This window comes from Pseudomonas sp. IT-P2, from assembly GCF_949767575.1.
Lineage (GTDB): Bacteria > Pseudomonadota > Gammaproteobacteria > Pseudomonadales > Pseudomonadaceae > Aquipseudomonas > Aquipseudomonas pharyngis.
In genome coordinates this window covers 67,077-84,856 of record NZ_CATKQA010000048.1, presented here as the reverse complement: position 1 = coordinate 84,856, position 17,780 = coordinate 67,077, and the positions used below count along the sequence as shown (strand labels likewise).

Annotated in this window: 19 protein-coding genes; 13 read left to right on the top strand and 6 right to left on the bottom strand. The window is 60.5% G+C overall.

What is annotated here, in order from left to right; translation table 11 throughout:
• The first annotated feature begins 52 nt into the window (after positions 1-52).
• The 5 genes from ACM6JM_RS27795 to ACM6JM_RS27775 all read left to right on the top strand — a co-directional run bounded on the left by ACM6JM_RS27795 (position 53) and on the right by ACM6JM_RS27775 (position 6,254).
• Entirely contained in the window at positions 53-1,288 is a 1,236-nt protein-coding gene (locus ACM6JM_RS27795; protein ID WP_103385947.1) for a 3-methyl-2-oxobutanoate dehydrogenase (2-methylpropanoyl-transferring) subunit alpha, read from the top strand.
• A gap of 1 nt (position 1,289) precedes the next feature.
• Positions 1,290-2,348 carry an alpha-ketoacid dehydrogenase subunit beta gene (locus tag ACM6JM_RS27790; RefSeq protein ID WP_003224000.1) on the top strand — a complete coding sequence of 353 codons (1,059 nt, stop codon included), beginning with the start codon at positions 1,290-1,292 and terminating at the stop codon, positions 2,346-2,348.
• The gene (locus tag ACM6JM_RS27785) at positions 2,349-3,620 is read left to right on the top strand and encodes a dihydrolipoamide acetyltransferase family protein (RefSeq protein ID WP_414882812.1); all 1,272 of its coding nucleotides are present in this window, start codon (positions 2,349-2,351) and stop codon (positions 3,618-3,620) included.
• A gap of 4 nt (positions 3,621-3,624) precedes the next feature.
• Positions 3,625-4,998, top strand: coding sequence for a dihydrolipoyl dehydrogenase (gene lpdA, locus ACM6JM_RS27780; protein WP_414882811.1), 1,374 nt, complete (start codon positions 3,625-3,627; stop codon positions 4,996-4,998).
• Positions 4,999-5,234: 236 nt separating this feature from the next.
• Positions 5,235-6,254 carry a branched-chain amino acid aminotransferase gene (locus ACM6JM_RS27775; protein WP_039767249.1) on the top strand — a complete coding sequence of 340 codons (1,020 nt, stop codon included), beginning with the start codon at positions 5,235-5,237 and terminating at the stop codon, positions 6,252-6,254.
• Between the two features lie 52 nt (positions 6,255-6,306).
• On the opposite strand, the gene ACM6JM_RS27770 is transcribed toward ACM6JM_RS27775, so the two are convergent.
• Together ACM6JM_RS27770 and ACM6JM_RS27765 are read right to left on the bottom strand one after the other, a co-directional pair.
• Positions 6,307-7,146, bottom strand: a complete 840-nt coding sequence (locus ACM6JM_RS27770; protein ID WP_414882810.1) for a TIGR03915 family putative DNA repair protein — start codon at positions 7,144-7,146, stop codon at positions 6,307-6,309.
• Entirely contained in the window at positions 7,143-8,363 is a 1,221-nt protein-coding gene (locus ACM6JM_RS27765; RefSeq protein ID WP_074688836.1) for a putative DNA modification/repair radical SAM protein, read from the bottom strand. The genes ACM6JM_RS27770 and ACM6JM_RS27765 overlap by 4 nt, the downstream gene beginning before the upstream one ends.
• 262 nt (positions 8,364-8,625) lie before the next feature.
• Between ACM6JM_RS27765 and ACM6JM_RS27760 the strand changes: the two genes are divergently transcribed.
• Entirely contained in the window at positions 8,626-9,369 is a 744-nt protein-coding gene (locus tag ACM6JM_RS27760) for an SDR family NAD(P)-dependent oxidoreductase (protein WP_039767255.1), read from the top strand.
• Here ACM6JM_RS27760 and ACM6JM_RS27755 read toward each other — a convergent pair.
• A complete protein-coding gene (locus tag ACM6JM_RS27755) occupies positions 9,366-10,127 on the bottom strand; it encodes an ArsR/SmtB family transcription factor (RefSeq protein WP_414882809.1) in 762 nt (253 codons plus the stop codon). The genes ACM6JM_RS27760 and ACM6JM_RS27755 overlap by 4 nt on opposite strands.
• Before the next feature lie 79 nt (positions 10,128-10,206).
• Between ACM6JM_RS27755 and ACM6JM_RS27750 the strand changes: the two genes are divergently transcribed.
• The gene (locus ACM6JM_RS27750; RefSeq protein WP_414882808.1) at positions 10,207-11,307 is read left to right on the top strand and encodes a cytochrome P450; all 1,101 of its coding nucleotides are present in this window, start codon (positions 10,207-10,209) and stop codon (positions 11,305-11,307) included.
• A gap of 19 nt (positions 11,308-11,326) precedes the next feature.
• Here ACM6JM_RS27750 and ACM6JM_RS27745 read toward each other — a convergent pair whose 3' ends face one another.
• On the bottom strand, positions 11,327-11,641 hold the full coding sequence (locus ACM6JM_RS27745; RefSeq protein ID WP_039767259.1) for a helix-turn-helix domain-containing protein: 315 nt from the start codon (positions 11,639-11,641) through the stop codon (positions 11,327-11,329).
• A gap of 511 nt (positions 11,642-12,152) precedes the next feature.
• Here ACM6JM_RS27745 and ACM6JM_RS27740 point away from each other — a divergent pair.
• On the top strand, positions 12,153-12,524 hold the full coding sequence (locus ACM6JM_RS27740) for a DUF6124 family protein (protein WP_039767261.1): 372 nt from the start codon (positions 12,153-12,155) through the stop codon (positions 12,522-12,524).
• Positions 12,525-12,533: 9 nt separating this feature from the next.
• Positions 12,534-12,815, top strand: coding sequence for a hypothetical protein (locus tag ACM6JM_RS27735; RefSeq protein WP_039767262.1), 282 nt, complete (start codon positions 12,534-12,536; stop codon positions 12,813-12,815).
• An 86-nt stretch (positions 12,816-12,901) separates the two neighbouring features.
• Here ACM6JM_RS27735 and ACM6JM_RS27730 read toward each other — a convergent pair whose 3' ends face one another.
• Complete coding sequence (locus ACM6JM_RS27730) at positions 12,902-13,240, bottom strand: FKBP-type peptidyl-prolyl cis-trans isomerase (RefSeq protein WP_007952931.1); 339 nt, start codon at positions 13,238-13,240, stop codon at positions 12,902-12,904.
• A gap of 141 nt (positions 13,241-13,381) precedes the next feature.
• On the opposite strand from ACM6JM_RS27730, the gene ACM6JM_RS27725 reads away from it, so the two are divergent.
• On the top strand, positions 13,382-14,449 hold the full coding sequence (locus ACM6JM_RS27725; RefSeq protein WP_414882807.1) for a diguanylate cyclase domain-containing protein: 1,068 nt from the start codon (positions 13,382-13,384) through the stop codon (positions 14,447-14,449).
• Positions 14,450-14,457: 8 nt separating this feature from the next.
• Here the strand turns inward: ACM6JM_RS27725 and ACM6JM_RS27720 are convergent, their stop codons facing one another.
• Positions 14,458-14,766 carry an RcnB family protein gene (locus tag ACM6JM_RS27720; protein ID WP_011334872.1) on the bottom strand — a complete coding sequence of 103 codons (309 nt, stop codon included), beginning with the start codon at positions 14,764-14,766 and terminating at the stop codon, positions 14,458-14,460.
• A gap of 199 nt (positions 14,767-14,965) precedes the next feature.
• Between ACM6JM_RS27720 and ACM6JM_RS27715 the strand changes: the two genes are divergently transcribed.
• From ACM6JM_RS27715 to ACM6JM_RS27705, 3 genes are read left to right on the top strand one after another with little or no spacing between them, the layout of a single operon-like run.
• A complete protein-coding gene (locus ACM6JM_RS27715; protein WP_074688846.1) occupies positions 14,966-15,562 on the top strand; it encodes a LemA family protein in 597 nt (198 codons plus the stop codon).
• A 24-nt stretch (positions 15,563-15,586) separates the two neighbouring features.
• Positions 15,587-16,633, top strand: coding sequence for a M48 family metallopeptidase (locus tag ACM6JM_RS27710; protein ID WP_414882806.1), 1,047 nt, complete (start codon positions 15,587-15,589; stop codon positions 16,631-16,633).
• Between the two features lie 10 nt (positions 16,634-16,643).
• Positions 16,644-17,705 carry a M48 family metallopeptidase gene (locus tag ACM6JM_RS27705; protein ID WP_414882805.1) on the top strand — a complete coding sequence of 354 codons (1,062 nt, stop codon included), beginning with the start codon at positions 16,644-16,646 and terminating at the stop codon, positions 17,703-17,705.
• Positions 17,706-17,780: the final 75 nt, after the last annotated feature.

Genomic DNA, 17,780 nt, shown 5'->3' with positions numbered 1-17,780 from the left:
AGAATGACTGCCAGCTCACTACAAGAAATTCACAAGATCGAGCGTAGAAGCCATGACCCAAGCGTATGAACCGCTGCGTCTGCACGTCCCTGAACCCTCGGGCCGCCCAGGCTGCAAAACCGATTTCTCCTACCTGCATCTGACCGATGCCGGCACGGTGCGCAAACCTTCCATCGACGTAGAACCGGCCGACACTGCCGACCTGGCCCGTGGCCTGATCCGTGTGCTCGACGACCAGGGCAACGCCCTCGGCCCATGGGCCGAAAACGTGCCGGTCGAGATCCTGCGCAAAGGCATGCGCGCCATGCTCAAGACCCGCATCTACGACAACCGCATGGTGGTCGCCCAGCGTCAGAAAAAAATGTCGTTCTACATGCAGAGCCTCGGCGAAGAAGCCATCGGCAGCGCTCAGGCCCTGGCCTTGAACATCGACGACATGTGCTTCCCGACCTACCGCCAGCAAAGCATCCTGATGGCCCGCGACGTGCCATTGATCGACCTGATCTGCCAACTGCTGTCCAACGAGCGCGATCCGCTCAAGGGCCGTCAGTTGCCGATCATGTACTCGGTCAAGGATGCGGGTTTCTTCACCATTTCCGGCAACCTCGCCACCCAATTCATTCAAGGCGTGGGCTGGGGCATGGCCTCAGCGATCAAGGGCGACACCAAAATCGCCTCGGCCTGGATCGGCGACGGTGCCACCGCCGAATCGGACTTCCACACCGCCCTCACCTTCGCCCACGTTTACCGTGCGCCAGTGATCCTCAACGTGGTCAACAACCAGTGGGCGATTTCGACCTTCCAGGCCATCGCCGGTGGTGAAGCCACCACCTTCGCCGGACGCGGCGTCGGTTGCGGCATCGCCTCGCTGCGGGTGGATGGCAACGATTTCTACGCGGTCTACGCAGCCTCCGCCTGGGCTGCCGAACGCGCGCGCCGCGGCCTCGGCCCGACCATGATCGAATGGGTCACCTACCGCGCCGGCCCGCACTCGACCTCCGACGATCCGTCCAAATACCGTCCCGCCGACGACTGGAGCCACTTCCCGCTGGGCGACCCGATTGCCCGCCTGAAACAGCACCTGATCAAGGTCGGCCACTGGTCGGAAGAGGAGCACGCCGCCGTCAGCGCCGAGCTCGAAGCCGAAGTGATCGCCGCACAGAAACAGGCCGAACAGTACGGCACCCTCGCCGGTGGCCAGATTCCAAGCGCCGCGACCATGTTCGAAGACGTCTACAAAGAGATGCCGGAGCACTTGAAGCGCCAGCGTCAGCAGTTGGGGATCTGATATGAACGATCACAACAACAATATTCAGTTGGAAACCGCCATGACCACGACCACCATGACCATGATCCAGGCGCTGCGCTCGGCCATGGATGTGATGCTTGAGCGTGACGACAACGTGGTGGTGTTCGGCCAGGACGTCGGTTACTTCGGCGGCGTGTTCCGTTGCACCGAAGGCTTGCAGACCAAGTACGGCACCTCGCGGGTGTTCGATGCGCCGATCTCCGAAAGCGGTATCGTCGGCGTCGCGGTGGGCATGGGCGCTTATGGCTTGCGTCCGGTGGCCGAGATTCAGTTCGCCGACTACGTGTACCCGGCGTCCGACCAGATCATTTCCGAAGCCGCCCGTCTGCGTTATCGCTCGGCCGGCGAGTTCACCGCCCCGATGACCCTGCGCATGCCGTGCGGCGGTGGCATCTACGGCGGCCAGACCCACAGCCAGAGCATCGAGGCGATGTTCACTCAGGTCTGCGGCCTGCGCACCGTCATGCCGTCCAACCCGTATGACGCCAAAGGCCTGCTGATCGCCTCCATCGAAAACGATGACCCGGTGATCTTCCTCGAGCCAAAACGCCTGTACAACGGCCCGTTCGACGGGCACCACGACCGCCCGGTAACCCCGTGGTCGAAACACCCGCAAGCCCAGGTGCCGGACGGTTACTACACCGTGCCGCTGGACGTGGCCGCCATCACCCGTCCGGGCAAGGACGTGACCGTGCTGACCTACGGCACCACCGTTTACGTATCGCAAGTCGCCGCCGAAGAATCCGGTGTGGATGCGGAAGTCATCGATCTGCGCAGCCTGTGGCCGCTGGATCTGGAAACCATCGTCAAATCCGTGAAGAAAACCGGCCGTTGCGTGGTCGTTCACGAAGCCACCCGCACCTGTGGTTTCGGCGCCGAACTGGTGTCGCTGGTGCAAGAGCATTGCTTCCACCACCTGGAAGCGCCGATCGAACGCGTCACCGGTTGGGACACCCCCTACCCGCACGCGCAGGAGTGGGCGTATTTCCCTGGGCCGTCCCGAGTGGGCGCGGCGCTGAAACGGGTCATGGAGGTCTGAATGGGCACGCACGTTATCAAGATGCCGGACATCGGCGAAGGCATCGCAGAAGTAGAACTGTCGCAGTGGCACGTCAAGGTTGGTGATCTGGTCGTTGAAGATCAGGTGCTGGCGGATGTGATGACCGACAAGGCGATGGTCGATATTCCCTCGCCAGTCCATGGCAAGGTGATTGCGCTGGGCGGTCAGCCGGGTGAAGTGATGGCGGTCGGCAGTGTGCTGATCAGCATCGAGGTCGAGGGCGCCGGCAATCTGAAGGAGTCGGACAAACCGGCGCCAGTTACGGCGAAAGAAACGCCAGTCGCACCCAAAGTTGAAGCTGTCGTTGAAAGCAAACCCGCCGCGCCGCGTACGGCTCCGGTTTGCCAGGGCCCGGTGGTCGCTCGCGAAGCCGATGAGCGTCCGCTGGCCTCGCCGGCCGTGCGCAAGCATGCGCTGGACCTGGGCATTCAATTGCGTCTGGTGCGCGGTTCCGGCCCGGCCGGTCGCGTGTTGCACGAAGACCTCGAGGCGTATCTGGCGCAAGGTCAATCGAACGCTTCGGCGCCGGTCGCTGCCGCGTACGCCCAGCGTCACGATGAAGAACAGATTCAAGTGATCGGCATGCGCCGCAAGATTGCCCAGCGCATGCAGGACGCTACTCAGCGTGCTGCGCACTTCAGCTATGTCGAGGAAATCGACGTCACCGCAATTGAAGAACTGCGTGCCCATCTGAACGAAAAACACGGCGCCAGCCGTGGCAAGCTGACCTTGCTGCCGTTCCTGGTGCGTGCACTGGTCGTTGCCCTGCGCGACTTCCCGCAGATGAACGCCCGCTACGACGACGAAGCCCAGGTCATCACCCGCCTCGGCGCGGTGCATGTCGGCGTCGCTACGCAAAGCGATGTCGGCCTGATGGTGCCGGTCGTGCGTCACGCAGAAGCTCGCAGCCTGTGGGACAGCGCGGCGGAAATCTCCCGCCTGGCCACCGCTGCACGCAACGGCAAGGCGAGCCGCGATGAGCTGTCCGGCTCGACCATCACCCTGACCAGCCTCGGCGCCCTTGGCGGCATCGTCAGTACCCCGGTGCTGAACCTGCCGGAAGTGGCCATCGTCGGCGTGAACAAAATCGTCGAACGTCCGATGGTCGTCAAAGGCCAAGTGGTGATCCGCAAGATGATGAACCTCTCCAGCTCCTTCGATCACCGCGTGGTCGACGGTATGGACGCGGCGCTCTTCATCCAGGCCATTCGTGGCTTGCTCGAACAACCCGCGACCCTGTTTGTGGAGTGATGGCATGCAATCTCTGAACACCACGCTGCTGATCATTGGTGGCGGCCCCGGCGGTTACGTGACGGCCATTCGTGCCGGGCAACTGGGCATTTCGACCATTCTGGTCGAGGGCGAATCGCTGGGCGGCACCTGCCTGAACATCGGCTGCATTCCGTCGAAAGCGCTGATCCATGTGGCCGAGCAGTTTCACCAGACTCAACATCACAACCAGCATTCGGCACTGGGCATCAGCGTTTCGGCGCCGACCCTTGACATCACCAAGAGCGTCGAATGGAAGGACGGCATCGTTGATCGCCTGACCACCGGCGTCGCCGCGTTGCTAAAGAAGAACAAGGTTCAGGTCGTCAATGGCTGGGCCAAGGTCATCGACGGCAAGACCGTGGAAGTCGGCGACACCCGCATCCAGTGCGAACACCTGGTGCTGGCCACCGGTTCGAAAAGCGTCAATCTGCCAATCCTGCCGATTGGCGGGCCGATCATTTCGTCCACCGAGGCGCTGGCACCGAAGTCGGTTCCGAAACGCCTGATCGTGGTCGGCGGTGGTTACATCGGCCTGGAGCTGGGCATTGCCTATCGCAAGCTCGGCGCCGAGGTCAGCGTGGTAGAGGCGCAGGATCGCATTCTGCCGGCCTACGATGCCGAACTGACACAACCGGTGCACGACGCGCTGAAGCAACTGGGCGTGAAGTTGTACCTGAAACACAGCGTACTGGGCTTCGACGGTACGTTGCAGGTGCGTGATCCGAACGGCGACACCCTGAACCTTGAAACCGATCAGGTGCTGGTGGCTGTCGGTCGCAAACCCAATACTCAGGGCTGGAACCTTGAAGCGCTGAACCTGGACATGAACGGCTCGGCGATCAAGATCGACAGCCGCTGCCAGACCAGCATGCGCAACGTCTACGCCATTGGCGACCTGAGCGGCGAGCCGATGCTGGCCCACCGCGCCATGGCTCAGGGCGAGATGGTTGCCGAGCTGATCAGCGGCAAGACCCGCGAGTTCAACCCGACCGCCATCGCTGCCGTGTGCTTTACCGACCCGGAAATGGTGGTGGTCGGCAAGACCCCGGACGAGGCCAAAGCGGCAGGACTGGACTGCATCGTGTCGAACTTCCCGTTCGCGGCCAATGGCCGGGCGATGACCCTGGAATCGAAAACCGGCTTCGTGCGGGTGGTCGCTCGTCGGGACAACCATGTGATTGTCGGTTGGCAGGCGGTGGGTGTCGGGGTATCGGAATTGTCGACCGCGTTCGCCCAAAGTCTGGAAATGGGTGCGCGACTGGAAGACATCGGCGGCACCATCCATGCGCATCCGACCTTGGGTGAAGCGGTGCAGGAAGCGGCGTTGCGTGCGCTTGGGCACGCGTTGCACCTGTAACTCTCGGTCGCAGATCGTTCCCACGCTCCGCGTGGGAATGCCTCCACGGACGCTCCGCGTTCGGCTGTTGGGACGCAGAGCGTCCCGGACTGCATTCCCACGCAGAGCGTGGGAACGATCAAAGGCAGAGATTTCGGGCTGCGAAACCGCTCAAGAATGAAGTATTGTTGTGCCCATCCAAAAAAACGTCAGAAGCCTTGAACCGCTTCGGCGGTTGTTCAGTGATAGAGGGTGTCATGGGTAACGAAAGCATCAACTGGGACAAGCTGGGTTTTGACTACATCAAGACCGACAAACGCTATCTGTCGTACTTTCGCAACGGCGAGTGGGACAAAGGCACCCTGACCGAAGACAACGTGCTGCACATCAGCGAAGGCTCCACTGCCCTTCACTATGGCCAGCAATGCTTCGAAGGCCTGAAGGCCTATCGTTGCAAGGACGGCTCGATCAACCTGTTCCGTCCAGACCAGAACGCCGCGCGCATGCAACGCAGCTGCGCCCGCCTGCTGATGCCGCATGTGTCCACCGAGCAGTTCATCGAAGCGTGCAAGCAAGTGGTTCGCGCCAACGAGCGCTTCATCCCGCCTTACGGCACCGGCGGCGCGCTGTACCTGCGTCCGTTCGTGATCGGCGTGGGTGACAACATCGGCGTGCGTACCGCACCCGAATTCATCTTCTCGATCTTCTGCATTCCGGTTGGCGCCTACTTCAAGGGCGGCTTGACCCCGCACAACTTCCAGATCTCCACCTTCGACCGCGCCGCGCCACAAGGCACCGGTGCCGCCAAGGTCGGTGGCAACTACGCCGCCAGCCTGATGCCGGGTTCCCAGGCCAAGAAAGCGCACTTCGCTGACGCCATCTACCTGGATCCGCTGACCCACAAGAAGATCGAAGAAGTCGGTTCGGCCAACTTCTTCGGGATCACCCACGACAACAAGTTCGTGACTCCGAACTCGCCGTCAGTACTGCCAGGCATCACCCGTCTGTCGCTGATCGAACTGGCCAAGTCCCGTCTGGGCCTGGAAGTGGTCGAAGGCGACGTGTTCATCGACAAGCTGTCGGACTTCAAAGAGGCCGGTGCTTGCGGTACTGCTGCGGTGATCACCCCGATCGGCGGCATCAGCTACAACGACCACCTGCACGTCTTCCACAGCGAAACCGAAGTCGGCCCGGTCACCCAGAAGCTCTACAAAGAGCTGACCGGCGTGCAGACCGGCGACGTTGAAGCGCCAGCAGGCTGGATCGTCAAGGTTTGATCTGACGGCCAGATGCACAAAAGCCCCCATCGAGTGATCGATGGGGGCTTTTTTATTCGTTTGGCTCGGTGGCCTTCATGGCAATCCGCTTGCCCGCGCGACCGGCAATCCCGCTCGCCTGTCCGTTCTGCTGCTTGCCCATTCGCGCCTGGGTAATCAATCCGGGAATCAGCTCTCCTTCCGGCAGGTTCTTCCAGAACCGCGTCGGCAAATGCCCCTGCATGACTTTCTCGTTCAAACGCGCCGGATTGAAGATATGGCTGTAGTACGTCAGCCATAAGTCCCCGTGGGGATCATCGACGTTCTGCGCCAGTTGCTGCCACTCCAGCGGACACTGACGTTCATGGATCAATTGTTCACCATCGTAATAAACCCCGTCGCGGGGCGTGGCGATCAGCCAGCGATGCCGGCCCATGCGCCCGATGAAGTGTTCGCTGGCGCTGTGCAGCATGTCATGGGCCGGTTCGTGCCATGCGACGTATTGCGGGCCCGGCAGCTCTGGCGGGCGCTCGATGAAACGCACGAACGCATGCAGATGATGGGCTTCGCGCTGCACCTGCTTGATCCGCCGCTGCAACTCGCTGCCCAGCTTGTCGCCGGCCATCATTGCCGTGCGGTCGCCGTGGCTGACTCGCCACAGCACTTCATACAGCAAACTCCAGCGTTGATCGCCACGGTATCGCGACGCCTGTTCCAGGGTGTCGAGAAGTGCACGCGGAATTCGCGCCTGAAACGGCCCCTGCCCTTCGGGCACCGCCACGTCACTGGCAAACAAATCACTTACCCCTTCCGACGCCCAGCTAACCAGACTCGGGTCGATTTCATGGCTGAGCAGCCAGCGCGCCTGCTGGCGCCAGGTGTCGAACAGGTCGTCGCAATCGAGGTTGATCATCCCCACAGCCCCATCTGTTGCGGCATTGGTCGGTCGCGCAATTGCTGATAAAGCATCTGGCTGGTGACTTCTGCCTGCTGCGGGTGGTAATCGCTGGTGATGATGAACGGTTTGGCCTTGGCCAGCACACAGCGCATGCGCGCCACGTCTTCGTAGCGAATGCGCCGCTGCCGACGCAGTTCCACCAGACGTTCGGTGGTGCGCAAGCCGATGCCGGGAATGCGTGAAATCAACGCCGGTTCGGCACGATTGAGATCCAGCGGAAACACCTCACGATTCTGCAGCGCCCAGGCCAGTTTCGGGTCGATGTCCAACGCCAGATTGCCCGGCCCCGTGAGCAACTCACCGGCGGTATAGCCATAACCGCGCAACAGGAAATCCGCCTGATACAAGCGGTGCTCGCGCATCAGCGGCGGTGCGGCCAACGGCACGCTTTTCGGGCTGTCGGGAATCGGGCTGAACGCCGAGTAATAGACCCGGCGCAGACGGAAATTGCCATACAAAGCTTGAGCGCTGTGCAGGATGGTGCTGTCGTCGGTGTCATCGGCACCGACGATCATCTGCGTGCTCTGCCCGGCCGGGGCGAACTTTGGTGCGCGGGGTTCGTTGAGCACGGTCTGCACGCCGGTGTAGATGGTATTCATCGCCTGCTTGATCGAACCGATGTGCTTCTCCGGCGCCAATGTTTGCAGGCTGGCATCGGTGGGCAATTCGATGTTGACGCTCAAGCGGTCAGCGTAACGCCCGGCCTCTTCGATCAACGCAGGATCCGCATCAGGGATGGTCTTGAGATGAATGTAGCCACGGAACTCATGCTCTTCGCGCAGCAGCTTCGCGACACGCACCAGTTGCTCCATGGTGTAGTCCGCCGAACGGATGATCCCCGAGCTGAGGAACAAGCCGCTGACGCAATTGCGCCGGTAGAAATCAAGAGTCAGCGTCACCACTTCCTCGGGCGTGAAACGCGCACGGGGCACGTCGCTGGAGCGGCGGTTGACGCAGTATTGGCAGTCGTAGAGACAGAAATTGGTCAGCAGAATCTTGAGTAGCGACACACAACGCCCGTCCGGCGTGTAGCTGTGGCAGATGCCCATGCCATCGGTCGAGCCCAGCCCGCTCTTGCCCTCGGAACTGCGCTTGGGCGCACCGCTGCTGGCGCAGGAGGCGTCGTACTTGGCGGCGTCGGCGAGGATGCTGAGCTTGTCGATGATTTGCATGGCACGGACTCGATACTGTTCGCATATACAGTATAGAGAGTGATTGGCTCACACAAGGCGCAATACCGCTCTTCGTCGGAATGTCGCGCCGCAGGAGTCAGGTCAATTTGACTCAAAGGCAGTCAGATTGACTCGATTCCAAAAGAGTCATAATGACTACCAACCCTGCGCAACCCTTGATATCAAAGGCTGTCCGGCATGGCCCGAAAATTGACTGCTCCCCCGTAGCCATTTGGCTGAAGACCAAAAACGGGAGTCGAACATGGATCATGTTTTTCAGGGCAAGCTTGCCGTCATCACCGGTGCCAGTTCGGGCATAGGCCTGGCCGCTACCGAACGCCTGCTCGATCAAGGCGCGCGCGTATTGGCCATGTCGCGAAAATTCGGCGCACTGGCCGAACTGCTTGAGCGGTATCCCCACCAACTGGTCTGGCATCCCGGCGATGTCACTCAAGCCTCTGACCTTGCCTCCTTGGCCGAGCAGGCTGCGAGTCTGGGCCCGGTGAGCTTCGTGGTGCCCAATGCCGGTATCGCAGAACTCGCCGACGGGCTCGACAGCTCGGCGTTTGATCGCCAATGGGCGGTGAACGGCGCAGGTGCCCTGAACACGTTGGCCGTCCTGCGCCCGCACCTCGCAGACAGCGCTTCGGTGGTGTTCATCGGTACTTTTCTGGCCCAAATCAGTTTCGCGGGACTGGCCGCCTACATCGCATCAAAAGCGGCGTTGATCGCCCATGCCCGAACCCTTGCGGTCGAGCTGGCACCCCATGGCGTGCGCATCAATTGCGTCTCCCCCGGCCCGACCGCAACGCCGATCTGGTCGACATTGGGCCTGAGTGACGAAGCGCTCGGGGACGTCGCCCAAGGCGTCAACAAACGACTATTGGGCGGACAATTCCTCGAACCTGCGGCAGTGGCCGACGTCATTCTGTTCCAGCTGGGCAATGGTGCTCGCGGCGTCATCGGTCAGGACTGGGTGGTCGACAGCGGATACACCTTGAGCTAACGCGCATGCACCGATCCGGGCGTGGAATCCGTCAGCTGGCGACCTGACGAATCCCGCCCGGACTCCGGCAAAACCAGACCCCAGCGCGACGCAAATTCTCGGCGCCCTTGCACCGTCAATGTCAGCGCGCGACTGTCCAAATCCTGAGTCACCCATTTGCGCTTCAACGCCGCCTGCAACAACGCCGCCCCGAGCGAACCGCCCAGATGCGGCCGACGCATGCTCCAGTCCAGACACGGGCAGGCGAACCGTCGGCGCATCGTCGACAGATCCTTGACCTCGATACCTAACCCTGCAAACAACGCCTCGCCGCTTTCACTGAGGCGATAACCCTGCTCATCGGTTTCCACCAGCCATCCCGCCTCGAGCAAGCGGTCATGCAGCAACACCGCCAGCGTCCCGGCCATATGGTCGTAGCAGGTGCGGGCAAATTGCAGGCGATCCGGCGTGTGTGGTTTGAAGGTCGGCGCGGGGTTTTGGCCGATCACCATCAGCGCTTCCAGCGCTTGGGCCACGCGCTTGTCGGCGAGGCTGTAATAACGGTGGCGGCCCTGCACATGCAGGCGCACCAAGGCCAGATCCTTGAGCTTGCCCAGGTGTGCGCTGGCGGTCGAGGCGCTGACGTCGGCGAGGGTCGCCAGCTCCGTGGCGGTGCGGGCGTGGCCGTCCATCAGCGAGCACAGCATTTTGGTCCGCGCCGGTTCCGCGATGGCGGCAGCCACTTGCGAGACGCCGATGTCTTGATGTTCTGCGTGCATATTTCGCTCCCGGACGAATCATCGCCCTCAAGGACTGGAGATAGTAGCAACACTTTCCCCACCGACAAGGTTGCGATCCATGGACCCGATCATCGCTGCGACTCACGCCGATCCCTACCCCTACTACGCCGAACTGCGCTCGGCGGGCGGGTTGACCTTTCATCACGGACTGAAACTGTGGGTTGCCAGTAGCGCCCGCGCGGTGTGCGCGGTGTTGGCGCATCCGGATTGCAGGGTGCGTCCGGTGCAGGAGCCGGTGCCCAAAGCTATCGTCGACGGAACGGCGGGCAAGGTGTTCGGCCAGTTGATGCGCATGAATGACGGTGAAGCGCAGCGCTGCCCGCGTTCGGCCACGGAGCCACCGTTGGGGATGATTGATCGGGAAGAAGTCAGCGCGCTGGTTTCCGCGCGGCTGATAACGAACGACGCCGACGGCCTCTATAAAGCAATGTTTCGTGGCCCGGTGTGCGTGGTTGCGTCGCTGCTCGGTTTCACCCCGGCGCAGGCGCGGGTCATCAGTGAACTGACGGCGGATTTCGCGGCGTGCCTGTCGCCGTTGAGCAATGACCTGCAATTGGCGGCAGCGCATCGGGCGGCGGAGCAATTGCGCGGTTACTTCATTGAGTTGCTGTCGGACCCGAACCCGTTTCTCGCCGACATTCGCCAGCGTTTTGTCGGCGATGCGGACGTACTGCTCGCCAACCTGATCGGCCTCTGTTCGCAGACGTACGAGGCCACCGCCGGGCTTATCGGTAATGCGCTGGTGGCGTTGCAGCGTCAGCCTGAATTACGCGTGGCGTCAGTGGATTCGTTGCTGGCTGAAGTCCAGCGCTTCGATCCTTCGGTACAGAACACCCGTCGATTTGTGGCGAACAGCTGTGAAATCGACGGTGTGCGGCTGGAAGCAGGTGACGTGATTCTGGTGCTGCTGGCCTCGGCCAATCGCGACCCCGCACTGAATGGAAACCCGGATCGCTTTATGGTGGATCGCCCGAACCGACGCAGCTTCACGTTCGGCAGCGGTCGGCATCAATGTCCCGGACAGATGCTGGCGATGACGATCGCCAGCGCCACGCTCACTGAAATTCTCGCCCGCGACATTGATCCGGGAAGACTCGCGTGGCACTACCGGCCTTCGCTGAATGGACGAATTCCGATGTTCAGCGAGATGCAGACTTAAGCATCGCTGCAATCAAGGATCAGGTGGCCCATTCCAGGGATGCAGGCAACTGGAAACAGAGGTCTACTTCCAGTTTTGCGGCGGCCGACAGGTTGACCAGCGCGTCCAGCGAGAACTTGTCGATTTTGCCGTTGAGTACGTCGTTGAGACGCGGCTGAGTGATGCCAAGACGCTTGGCCGCCTCTTTCTGGGGAAGCTCCCACGCACGAATCGTTTCGCAAAGCGTGCGCATCAGCTTGGCCCGCAGACGCATGTTGGCCGCTTCATGCGGCGTGTCTTCCAGTGCGTCCCAGATGTTTGAGAAACGTTGGGGTGGGTTTTGATGATCCTTCATGTTTCACCTGTTCCTGGCATTTGAACGTGCCACGCAGGCTATATCGAAACCGATATAAATCAAGCTCAAAGTGGCTTATTAAATATTCGGTATCACAAAGAGGATGTTCACAAGCAAACACGCTTCACAGGCCGACGGCGACCTTTTACGTGAGCCATAAAGCCTGACAAATGAAGCATCATTTTGCCCTCATCCGCGAGGCTACATCGCCTTGCGCCTTTGCCTACAACTACGCCAGAATCCGCCGGCTTGTGCGGTTTTGAGGGCGTCAGTAACTTGGTCCGCGTCACTGAATGGTCAGTGATCGGGTTTAGTCGCTCGATGATTTCTCAAAACTTTACATGTGCTCCAGACAGTCAGGTGACCTTCATCTGCACTCTATGGCGGCTGTGTGCAGGGCACCCTCGGGTGCGCCGGTTTTGGGAAGTCGCCGGTCGACTAACCTGCGTACAGCTGCCACCTTTTCGTTTAGTCGCGAGGTGGTGTCGGCATCACTTTGAGGCTTTCCCGAATGTTCAAATACGTCCCCGATCCACCCGAAACAGACAAACCCAGCGAATCCGATCCGGCCTCGCCCTACGCCTCCGCCGATTCCAGAAAACTCCACGAAGCCGCCGAGCGCGCCCTCGACCATTACCTGAAACCCACCGCCCCGAAACAACACTGCCCCGGCCGCATGTTCCTCGTCGCCCCCGACCTGGATCAGCATGCCCTGCTGGCCCACGCCTGCGAATCGATGACTTCGGCCAGCGTGATGCTCAGCGACTTCGCCGCGCTGCTGGACCCGCCCTACCGCAGCACCGTGCTGGGCATCGCCCAAGTGGTGATGTGTGGCGAACTGGCTGTGAACCGGGCGCTGGACACTCTCGATGCCACGACCTGAGGAACACCCATGGAAAGCAAATCCGATGCACACATCGTCGCCGCCCTGATCTCCATCGGCCTCAACGAGAAAGACAGCCAATGGGCCCAGAAAGCCTGTTTGCTACTGCTCGAGAGCGAACGGAAATCCATCGTCAGCGCCGCACTCACCGCACTCACCCAACTCGCCCGTGACCATGGCGAACTGGACCGCAGCCGCCTGCTGCCGGCACTCACCAGCGTAAAACGCAGATTCCCAAGCCTGACCGGCACGGTTGCCGCGACGCTGGATGAGATGGCGATGGCTGCGTAACACCTGGGGCATAAGGCAAGAAAAAACCCGCTGCCTCCGTGAAGGGAGGCAGCGGGTTTTTATGACTTCAGCGATGAAACGGGCAATCAATCCTCCCGCGTCAAAACCTCAAGCAACTCAATCTCGAACACCAAATTCGAATTCGGCGGAATCTTGCCCATCGTCCGCTCGCCGTAACCCAGATGGGCCGGCACCAGCAGTTTGCGCTTGCCGCCCACCTGCATGCCCATGATCCCTTGATCCCAACCCTTGATGACCCGGCCCGTGCCGATCACGCACTGAAACGGCTTGCCCCGGCTCCAGGACGAATCGAATTCGGTGCCGTCTTCCAGCCAACCGGTGTATTGGGTGGTGATCAACGCGCCTTTGACGGCGGCTTTTCCGTCTCCGGGCTGAAGATCGATTATCTGCAGTTCATCATTCATAACATTCGCTCTATTGTTCCGCTGGCCGCCGTTTTCCCAGAAATACCGGCCATTGGCAACCGTTTGACCCTACGTCGGCCGTGATGGATGATGGCCACCCGCTACCAATCCCGATCGATACGCCATGTCAGCGACGCTTGAATGACTCAACTCTGGATCAGCTTCGCCATTGTCGCTGTGCTGTTGGTCGTGATCGCCGTTCTGATCCGCCGAGTGCGCGAGCTTCGTCAGCAACTCGCCGAGTATCGCGAATTGCTCACCCGCGCCGCCGAGGGCCAGAACATACGTCAGGATGGCGATGCCGACCGCTTCAAGCGCAGCCAGTATTTCGCCCGGATCGGCACGTGGGACTGGGAAGTCGACACTGACCGGCTCTACTGGTCGGACGCGATCTTCGGCATGTTCGGGTTCAAGATCGGCGAAGTGACACCCTCCTACGCCCTGTTCTGCTCCTGCGTACACCCCGAAGACCGCGCCAAGGTGCGCGCCGGGGAATTGCGATGTCTTGAGACCGGTGAAAACCACGATGAGGAATACCGCGTGGTCTGGCCCGACGGCACGATTCGCTGGCTGCGGGAAACCGGTAACGTGGTGCGCAACGATCACGACGCGGTGATCAAGATGATGGGCGTGGTGCGCGACATCACCGAAGAAAAGGCCTCGGCCAGCTACCTTCAGCATCTTGCTCATTTCGACCCATTGACCGGCCTGCCGAACCGGCTGGTGCTGGAAGACCGGCTATCGGAAGCACTGGAACATGCGCGCGTGACCGAGACGCGGGTGGCGCTGGTGTTTATCGATCTCAACGGCTTCAAAGCGATCAACGACCGCTACGGTCACGCCGCCGGCGACCTCACCACCGCTACGCGCCTGAAACGCATCCTGCGGGTCAGCGACACCGTCGCGCGGATCGGCGGCGACGAATTCGTGGTCATCCTGCAAGGCCTCGCCCCCGGCCTGAACCTGCAGGACGAAGCCCGCAGCATCTGTCAGAAAATCTTCATCGAACTGTCCCCGCCGACTCCCATCGGCAACGAACAACGCCACATCGGCACCAGCCTCGGCGTCGCCGTGTTCCCCGACCACGCACCGACCATGGATCGCTTGCTGCACATTGCGGATCTGGCGATGTATCAGGCCAAGCGCAGCGGGAATAATCAGTATCGATTGGGCGGCGGGCAAGCGCTGAGTCATGGCCGGGCTGATTGAGCCCGAGGCTATTTCTCCACCGGCTGAATCGCCACAATCGTCCCGTTGGTAATCATCACCATCACGTACTTGTCATTGATCTGCACCCACTGCGCTTGCGGTTCCGGCTGCTTGAGGCCTTTCTGTTTCCAGTTTTTGATGGCTTTTTCGCTGCGCTGGTAGATATCCGGGGCGCGGTCGTTGACGTTCAGTTCGCGGTTGCCGGTCGGTGATTGTTCGACGGTGTCGTTCGAGGTTTGCGCCGCTTGAACGAGGGGGCTGATCCCGGCGATGCCGGCGACGAGGGCCAGGCTGGCGATTAGGGTCTTGTTGTTCATCGGTGAACCTCCTGAAATGTGTGATACCTGAACTCCGACTGCGGGGTTCCGGAATCATTCCTTGTTTATTGATGGAAGTTGAGATTGTAGCCACGCTCCGGAACGCGATCCGGGCTAACCCGCCACCGGGCCAATACAGTCAACGGCATCCATTTGCGATAAGATCGCGCGCCCCTGCCGAGTGAATAAGGACATCACCGTGAAAATCTATCTCATCGTCAATCTGGTGTTGCTGGCGCTGCTGGGGCTCTACGCTGTCAGTCTTTTCAACAAACTTGTTGCCCGGCGCAACGAGATCAAGAACGCATTTGCCCAGGTCGAAGTGCAGCTCAAACGCCGCTATGACCTGATCCCCAATCTGGTCAGCATCGCCAAGGGTTATCTGGCCCATGAGCGCGAAACCCTTGAAGCCGTGATCGCCGCACGCAATGCCGCCGTGGCTGGACTTGAGGCTGCCCAGGCGAAACCGGGCAGCGCCCAGAACATCGCGCAACTGGGGCTGGCGGACAGCGCACTCAGCAGCGCGGTGGGTCGATTGAATCTGACGCTGGAAGCTTATCCGGAACTCAAGGCCTCGCAGAACATGCAACAACTGAGTGAAGAGCTGAGCAGCACCGAAAACAAGGTGAGCTTCGCGCGCCAGGCGTTTAACGACGCGGTGATGACCTACAACACGCTCAAGCAGAGTTTTCCGGCGGTGCTGCTGGCGGCCAGTTTTGGCCATCGCGAGGATGCGGTTCCGCTGAAGTTCGCCGATACGCTGGCCATCAAGACCGCGCCCAACGTTTCTTTCTGACTTCTTCTCTCCATGGATGGCTCGATGAACTTTTTCGAACGACAAACCCAGGCCCGAAACCAGACGCAACGGCTGGTGTGCATGATGATTCTGGCGATTGTCATGCTGATCGGGATGACCAGCCTGCCCTTCGTCTTCAATGGCTTTGAGGATTACCTGAGCGGGACAGGCACGCTGGCGGATGCGTTTCTGGCAATGGTCGTTATCGCATCGTTCATCAGCAGCATCGTGGTAATTGGCGGTCTGCTGAAATATCGGCAATTGCGCGCGGGCGGCAAGGTCGTCGCGGAGAAACTGGGTGGCCGCCTGCTCAATGGCAATGTGCGAACCCTGGACGAGCAGCGGTTGATGAACGTCGTCGAAGAAATGGCGATTGCCTCCGGCACCCGCGTGCCATCGGTATATCTATTACCGGACGAAAGCATTAACGCCTTCGCGGCCGGATTTACACCGGAGGACGCGGCCATTGGTGTGACCCGTGGCGCAGTGAAACTACTGACCCGAGAAGAACTGCAAGGGGTGATCGCCCACGAATTCAGCCACATTTTCAACGGGGACATGCGCCTCAATACGCAACTGGTGGCGGTAGTGCACGGCCTGTTGGTGCTGGGGCTGGCTGGCACTTACATAATGGCCAGCCTGCTCAAGCGCGACAAACGCGACGTGCGATTGATGCTGGTGGTTTTTGCGCTCGGTGCCGCACTGTGCGTGGCCGGATTTATCGGAAATCTCTATGGCAATTTGATCAAGGCCGCTGTCAGTCGTCAGCGTGAGTTCCTCGCTGATGCCAGCGCGGTGCAGTACACGCGCAATCCGCAAAGCATTGTCGGCGCCCTGAAAAAAATCGGCGCCCATGCACAAGGCTCGGTGATCAGCTCGCCCCGTGCCGCCGAGTTCAGCCATTTGTTTTTCAGTACCGGCGGCTCAGGTTTGCTGAGCCGGATGTTTGCGACCCACCCTGATCTGAGCGTACGGATTCGTCGGATCGATCCGCAGTGGGACGGGAGTTTTACGACGGCTGCCGCAGCGGGCAGACCGGTGCCAGATCAGATGGCGGCAACGGCGGATTGATTCAGACTAGATGAATTTCTTTGAACAACAGTGCCGGGCCAAACGTCGCTCGGTGCAGCTCGTGATCTTGATGTTTCTCGCCGTACTCGGCTTGATTCTTGTGTCCTGCATGCTCCTGATTCTGCCGTTCTCATACGGCAAAACGCTGGAGAACATGGCGTCGAACTGGCAGTTTTTCGCGACCGTTGCGACGCTGGTAACGGGTGTTGTGTTGCTCGGCGGGCTAATCAAATACGTCGAACTGACAGGGGGTGGAAAAGTGGTCGCGCGCCGTTTGGGCGGTCGTCTGATCAACCATGACGCGCGGACTCTGGAAGAGCGCCGCCTGGTCAACGTGGTGGAGGAAATGGCGTTGGCGTCTGGCACCGCCGTTCCTTGCGTGTATCTGTTGCCGGATCAGGGCATCAATGCATTTGCCGCCGGTTTCACCCCTCAGGATGCAGTGATCGGCGTCACTCAAGGTGCGATAAGCCTGTTGTCACGCGATGAACTGCAAGGCGTGATCGCCCACGAATTCAGCCACATCTATAACGGCGACATGCGCCTGAACACCCAACTGGTCGCGATCGTTCACGGGATCATGGTGATCGGGCTGGCGGGAAACCATCTCTTGCGCGGTCTTGAAGACACACCACACTCATCTGCCAATCGTAAGCAGCCGACCATTCTGGTCAGCATGTTTGGCACTGCGCTGTGTATTGTCGGATTCTCCGGGACGTTCTTCGGCAACCTGATCAAGGCTGCAGTCAGCCGGCAACGCGAGTTCCTGGCCGATGCGACGGCCGTGCAATACACCCGCAACCCCGACAGTATCGCCGGGGCACTGAAGAAAATCGGCGGATACAAAATGGGCTCGACCCTCAAGGCCGCCCGTGCCGCCGAGTTCAGCCACCTGTTTTTCGGCCCTGGCACTTCCAGCTCTCTTCTGCTCTCGGGCCATCCGGATCTGCGTGAACGCATTCGCAGGATAGACCCTGACTGGGACGGGACTTTTGTGAACATCGCCGCACCAGCGCAAGACTCGATGGTAGCCAGAACCGTACAGGCAGCGACGCCAAAACAGCTGCCATAGCACGCCATTGATCTGCATAGCACATCAATCCATGCCAACAATGCAATTAACAAATCGATCCCTGCGCGCCACTAT

What these genes read in the sequence shown, in the direction of transcription:
- ACM6JM_RS27725 (WP_414882807.1), top strand. Translation starts at nt 13,382, where the DNA reads ATGACTCAACTCTGGATCAGCTTCGCCATTGTCGCTGTGCTGTTGGTC.
- ACM6JM_RS27735 (WP_039767262.1), top strand. Translation starts at nt 12,534, where the DNA reads ATGGAAAGCAAATCCGATGCACACATCGTCGCCGCCCTGATCTCCATC.
- ACM6JM_RS27710 (WP_414882806.1), top strand. Translation starts at nt 15,587, where the DNA reads ATGAACTTTTTCGAACGACAAACCCAGGCCCGAAACCAGACGCAACGG.
- ACM6JM_RS27750 (WP_414882808.1), top strand. Translation starts at nt 10,207, where the DNA reads ATGGACCCGATCATCGCTGCGACTCACGCCGATCCCTACCCCTACTAC.
- ACM6JM_RS27790 (WP_003224000.1), top strand. Translation starts at nt 1,290, where the DNA reads ATGAACGATCACAACAACAATATTCAGTTGGAAACCGCCATGACCACG.
- ACM6JM_RS27775 (WP_039767249.1), top strand. Translation starts at nt 5,235, where the DNA reads ATGGGTAACGAAAGCATCAACTGGGACAAGCTGGGTTTTGACTACATC.
- ACM6JM_RS27770 (WP_414882810.1), bottom strand. Translation starts at nt 7,146, where the DNA reads ATGATCAACCTCGATTGCGACGACCTGTTCGACACCTGGCGCCAGCAG.
- ACM6JM_RS27785 (WP_414882812.1), top strand. Translation starts at nt 2,349, where the DNA reads ATGGGCACGCACGTTATCAAGATGCCGGACATCGGCGAAGGCATCGCA.
- ACM6JM_RS27720 (WP_011334872.1), bottom strand. Translation starts at nt 14,766, where the DNA reads ATGAACAACAAGACCCTAATCGCCAGCCTGGCCCTCGTCGCCGGCATC.
- ACM6JM_RS27745 (WP_039767259.1), bottom strand. Translation starts at nt 11,641, where the DNA reads ATGAAGGATCATCAAAACCCACCCCAACGTTTCTCAAACATCTGGGAC.
- ACM6JM_RS27760 (WP_039767255.1), top strand. Translation starts at nt 8,626, where the DNA reads ATGGATCATGTTTTTCAGGGCAAGCTTGCCGTCATCACCGGTGCCAGT.
- ACM6JM_RS27765 (WP_074688836.1), bottom strand. Translation starts at nt 8,363, where the DNA reads ATGCAAATCATCGACAAGCTCAGCATCCTCGCCGACGCCGCCAAGTAC.
- ACM6JM_RS27740 (WP_039767261.1), top strand. Translation starts at nt 12,153, where the DNA reads ATGTTCAAATACGTCCCCGATCCACCCGAAACAGACAAACCCAGCGAA.
- ACM6JM_RS27705 (WP_414882805.1), top strand. Translation starts at nt 16,644, where the DNA reads ATGAATTTCTTTGAACAACAGTGCCGGGCCAAACGTCGCTCGGTGCAG.
- lpdA (WP_414882811.1), top strand. Translation starts at nt 3,625, where the DNA reads ATGCAATCTCTGAACACCACGCTGCTGATCATTGGTGGCGGCCCCGGC.
- ACM6JM_RS27755 (WP_414882809.1), bottom strand. Translation starts at nt 10,127, where the DNA reads ATGCACGCAGAACATCAAGACATCGGCGTCTCGCAAGTGGCTGCCGCC.
- ACM6JM_RS27795 (WP_103385947.1), top strand. Translation starts at nt 53, where the DNA reads ATGACCCAAGCGTATGAACCGCTGCGTCTGCACGTCCCTGAACCCTCG.
- ACM6JM_RS27730 (WP_007952931.1), bottom strand. Translation starts at nt 13,240, where the DNA reads ATGAATGATGAACTGCAGATAATCGATCTTCAGCCCGGAGACGGAAAA.